The sequence below is a fragment of the Corallococcus sp. 4LFB genome, from assembly GCF_046520365.1.
GTDB lineage: Bacteria > Myxococcota > Myxococcia > Myxococcales > Myxococcaceae > Corallococcus > Corallococcus caeni.
The window spans coordinates 1-4,698 of sequence record NZ_JBKGHJ010000580.1 but is presented as its reverse complement, the minus strand read 5'-3'; the positions used below and the strand labels follow the sequence as shown (position 1 = coordinate 4,698).

At 71.1% G+C, this 4,698-nt stretch carries 4 protein-coding genes and 2 pseudogenes; all 6 read right to left on the bottom strand.

From position 1 onward, the window contains the following. Nucleotides 1-433: pseudogene (locus tag ACLEQD_RS37270) on the bottom strand (RluA family pseudouridine synthase); the annotation flags it as partial. Further along, the gene (locus tag ACLEQD_RS37265) at nucleotides 430-1,035 is read right to left on the bottom strand and encodes a M16 family metallopeptidase (protein WP_410390639.1); all 606 of its coding nucleotides are present in this window, start codon (nucleotides 1,033-1,035) and stop codon (nucleotides 430-432) included. The pseudogene ACLEQD_RS37270 and the gene ACLEQD_RS37265, both read right to left, overlap by 4 nt. Further along, a complete protein-coding gene (locus ACLEQD_RS37260; protein ID WP_410390638.1) occupies nucleotides 942-1,922 on the bottom strand; it encodes a M16 family metallopeptidase in 981 nt (326 codons plus the stop codon). The genes ACLEQD_RS37265 and ACLEQD_RS37260 overlap by 94 nt, the downstream gene beginning before the upstream one ends. Before the next feature lie 4 nt (nucleotides 1,923-1,926). Beyond that, on the bottom strand, nucleotides 1,927-3,267 hold the full coding sequence (locus ACLEQD_RS37255; RefSeq protein WP_410390637.1) for a M16 family metallopeptidase: 1,341 nt from the start codon (nucleotides 3,265-3,267) through the stop codon (nucleotides 1,927-1,929). Between the two features lie 27 nt (nucleotides 3,268-3,294). Then, complete coding sequence (locus ACLEQD_RS37250) at nucleotides 3,295-3,954, bottom strand: response regulator (protein WP_410390636.1); 660 nt, start codon at nucleotides 3,952-3,954, stop codon at nucleotides 3,295-3,297. Between the two features lie 5 nt (nucleotides 3,955-3,959). After that, a pseudogene (locus ACLEQD_RS37245) lies at nucleotides 3,960-4,698 on the bottom strand (serine/threonine protein kinase); the annotation flags it as partial.

Sequence of the window (4,698 nt, the reverse complement as noted above, 5' to 3'; positions counted from 1 at the left end):
TCCGCCTCCACCAGGGACGCGCGCGCGAAGGTCTCCACCGGGCGCACGCGCGTGCGCGACGGCCTGGCGTCCGGCTCCTCCGGCTTCGCACGCGCATGCGCCCCTTGCGGGCGGCCACCAGCGGCGCGTCCACCATGCGGGGCGCCTCCAGCCGGCCCTCCACCAGGGCGCGGTAGCGCTTGCGCACCTTGCCCGTCTCGAAGGCCTGGGACAGCGCGCGGTGCACGTCCGCGTCCAGCGCGAACACCAGGGCGCCGGAGGTGTCCCGATCCAGCCGGTGCACCACGTACACCTTGCGGCCCAGGTGCGCCTCCAGCGTGTCGCGCAGGGACGGGCCGCCCTCGCGGCCGGGGATGACGAGCACCCCGGCCGGCTTGTCCACCACCATCACGCCCGCGCCCTCGAAGAGGACGCGGGGAACCTCCCCGCTCATTCGTAGTCCGACGCCGGCACGACGGTGATGGGGCCCAGCCCCTCCAGCAGCGGCTTCACCTCCGACGCCTTGCCCAGCACCACGATGACCGGCCGGTCCGCGAACGCGTACTTCCTGGCCGCGGCGGCCACGTCCCTGGGCGTCACCGCGCGCAGCCGGTCGCGGAACCTCTCCACCCAGTCGTCGCCCAGGCCGTGGAGGCGCATGTCCGCGATGACGGAGGCCACGGACTCGTTGGTCTCCGTGCGCAGCGGATAGAGGCCCGCCAGGTAGCTCTGCGCGTCCTTCAGCTCCCGGGGCCTCAAGCCCGCGTCGCGCACGCCGTGGATCTCCTTCAGCGCCACGTCGATGATCTCCCGCGTGGACGCCGTCTTCGTGAACGTGGACAGCGCGAAGATGCCGCCCGCGCTCATCGTGTCGAAGTAGGAGCTGACGCCGTAGGTGAGGCCCCGGTTGACGCGGATCTCGTTCATCAGCCGCGACGTGAAGCCGCCGCCCAGCGCGATGTTCATGGCCGTGGCCGGGAAGTAGTCCTCGTGGCCCAGCCAGAAGCCCGGGCCGCCCAGGCGCACCTGGGACTGCGTCTGGTCCGGCTTGTCCACCAGCAGCACCGTCCCCGCCTTCGCCATCGGCTCCTGCTTGCGCGGCAGCATCGGCTCCGCGTCGGGGCGCCCGTCCAGCCGGCGAAGGCGCGCTCCGCCTCCGCGGCCACGGTCTCCGGGGCGAGCGCGCCCACCACCGTGAGCAGGGAGATGCGCGGCCCCATGCACTCGGCGTGGAAGCGGACCACGTCGTCGCGGGTGAACGTGGATACGGTGCGCTTGTTGCCGCCCAGGTCGCGCCCGTACGGATGGTCCCCCCACACGGCGCGCGCGAAGGCGCGGTCCGCGATGGAGGACGGATCATCCAGGTCGTTGGCGAACTGCGCCAGCGCGCGCTCCCGGGCGTCCACCACCTCCTGCTCCGGGAACGTGGGCTCGCGCACCACCTGCCCCAGCACGTCGAGCATCGCGGAGAAGTGCTCCGCGGGCGTGGTGAGGTAGATGGACAGCACGTCCTCGTTGACGCCCGCGTAGAGGCTGGCGCCCACGAACTCGATGGCCTCGCTGATGCCATCCGCGTCCATGCGCTTCGTGCCCCGGCGCAGCAGCCGCGCGGTGAAGTCCGCCAGGCCGTCCTTGCCCGGAGGGTCCCACACGCCGCCCGCGCGCATCACCAGCCGCACGGACACCAGCGGCAGCGGCCCGCGCTCCGCGGCGATGACCCTCAGGCCCGTGGACGTGGTGCTCTCATGCAGCGCGGGCAGCTTCAATTCGCCGGTGGCGGCGGACTTCGGCGCGGGCGCGGCCTTCAGCAGCTTCTTCGCCCGGGCCGGGACGGCCTTCTTCGCCTGCGCGACCTTCTTGCGCGCTGACGTGGCCTGCTTGCGCACGGCCTTGGCGGCCTTGCGGACGGTGTTCTTCACGGAGGCGATCTTTCGGGAGGCCATGGGTTCAGGCCTCCGCCGCTTCGTCACCGGCTTCGTTGGCGCCGGCTTCGGGATGGAGGGTGACCACCGAGCGGCGCTCGGGGGCGAAGTACTTCGCGGCCACGGCCTTCACCTGCTCCGCCGTGACGTTCGCGTAAAAGGTCGGCAGGGACAGGCCCTCGCGCCAGTCGCCCAGCAGGGCCTCGTAGTGGCCCAGGGCGTGGCCCCGGCCGCTGTTGGTGGACAGCTCCCGCAGGTGGTCCGCGCGCAGGTTGTTCTTCGCCTTCTGCAGCTCCTTGTCGGTGACGCCCTCGCGCGCCAGCCGCTCCAGCTCCGCGTACAGCAGGCCCTCCACCTTCGCCGCGTCCGAGTCCGGCTTGAGCTCCAGGTAGAAGAGGATGGTCCCCGGGTCGATGCGCCAGCTCCAGTCCAGCATCACCGACACGGCGGCCTTCTGCTCGTACACGAGGGACTTCACCAGCCGGCTGCCCTCGCCCTTGGTGAGGACGTACTGGACGACGTCCAGCACCAGCGTGTCCTCGTCGCTGGCGGCGGGGCCGCGGAAGCCGATCATCACCGACGGCGACTGCGCGGGGTGGCGCACCACGGCGCGGCGCTCGCCCTTCTGCTCCGGCTCCGCGTTGAGCACCGGCGCGGGCGTGGGGCCGCGCGGGATGTTGCCGTAGTACTTGCGCACCAGCGCGAGCGTCTTCTTCGGGTCGATGTCCCCGACGATGTAGAGCACCGCGTTGTTGGGCGCGTAGTACGTGCGGAAGTACTCCTGGCAGTCCTCGCGGGTGATGTTCTCGATGTCCGCCATCCAGCCGATGACGGGCCAGCGGTACGCGTGCGCCTTGTAGACGAGCGTGCCCAGCTCCTCGTCCATCATGCCTGGGATTTCATTGTCCACGCGGACGCGGCGCTCCTCCATCACGACCTGGCGCTCGCTCGTCAGCGTCTGCTGGGAGATGCGCAGCGAGCGCATCCGGTCCGACTCCAGGTCGAGCACCGTCTCCAGCGCGTCGGCGGAGAAGTCGTCGTAGTACACCGTCATGTCGTTGGACGTGTACGCGTTGGAGCGGCCGCCGTTGGACTCCAGCGTCTTGTCGAACATCTTGGGGCCGTACTTCTTCGCCCCGTTGAACATCATGTGTTCGAACAGGTGGCTGATGCCGGTGATGCCGGGCCGCTCGTTGCGGCTGCCCACCTGGAAGAAGGTGTAGAGACTCACTACCGGGGCCTGGTGGTTCGCCAGCAGGCGGACCTTCAGGCCGTTGGGCAGCGTTGCCTCGTGAACGTCGAACAGTGCGGCGAGGGTGGGGTCCACCGCGCGCACGGCGGTGGACCGCGGGGATGCCTTGGACATAGGTGCCCCACCGTAACCACGGCGGGCCTAGAGATCCACGACACCTTCACGCAGGGCCATCACCACCGCATCCACATGGGAGTTCACGCCCATCTTCCGGTAGATATGCGACAGGTGCGTGCGCACCGTCCGCCGCTCCAGCGTCATCACCCGCCCCACCTCCGCGTTGGACAGGCCCTTGGCCACGTAGCGCAGGACGTCCAGCTCCAGGGCCGTCAGCCCCCAGGGCAGCTGGGCGGGCTTCTGGGCGGGCTTCGCCTGGACGGACTGGAAGTAGTTCCAGAAGCGCCGCGCGATGATGGGCTCCAGCACGGTGCCACCGTCCATGACCTCCTGGATGCCGGAGCGGATCTTCTCCGGCCCCACCCGCTTCACCAGGTAGCCGGACGCGCCGGCCTGGATGGCCTCGTAGACCTTCTGCTCGTCCTCGAAGGACGTGAGGATGAGGATCTCCACCTCCGGGGCGCGGCGCTTGACCTTCTGGGTCACCTGGATGCCGTTGAGGCTGGGGAGCTCCAGGTCCAGCAGGACGAGCTGCGGGCGCTCGCGGACGATGTCGTCCACCGCCTGCTCACCGTCCTGGGAGGTGCCCACCACCTCCAGCTCCGGGAAGGTGCCCAGCACCTTGACCAGGTTGCGCAGCAGCTGGGGCTGGTCCTCGACGACGAAGATGCGCGTGCGCTCCACGGAACTCACCGCCTGGTGGGGGGAGGCTGGAACTGTTCCTCCAGCTTCTGGTGCTGGCCCCGCGAGAAGCGGAGCTGGAAGTCCTTCTGCTCGCCGGTGGAGATGGCCACCACGCGGATGTCGCGCGTGCCCACGCGGACCGGGTAGTTCACCAGCGGCGTGGCGCGGCGCACCCGGGCCCCGTCGATGAAGACGTTCGCCGGGAGGTTCGTGCGCAGCGTGAGGAACGCGCGCTGGTGCTTCGGGGGCACGCCCGGCTCCGCGGCGTCCGCTTCCGCGTCCTCGTCCTCCACGTCCCGAACGCCCGGGTCGATTGGCGGCGCGGGCGGCGGGGGCGTGATGGGCTTGAGCGCGGACGGGTTCGCGGGCTGAGCCGGGGGGCCGTTCGCCCCGGGCGCGTTCGGGTCGTAGCGGGGCAGCTCCGGCGCATGCACCGGCTCCAGGCCCAGCCGCCACGCGGCGACCGCGAACATGAACAGGCCCACCAGGGCGATGCCGCCCGCGATGAAGAGCAGGCGCTTGCGGCGCGTGCCCGCGTCCACCGCGTCCATGCGCGGCGTCTCCACCGTGTCGAAGCGCTGGTGCACGGGCAGGTGCCGGTCCGACGGCGCGGGCTCCGCCATGTCGCTGCGCACGCGGCCCTCCGCCCTGGGAGCCCTGGGGGCCGCCGCGGAGGGCGTTCCTCCACCCGCGGGGAGGATCGCCGTCTCCTGGCCGGGGGCCGTCCGCCAGCACCGTGCGCGG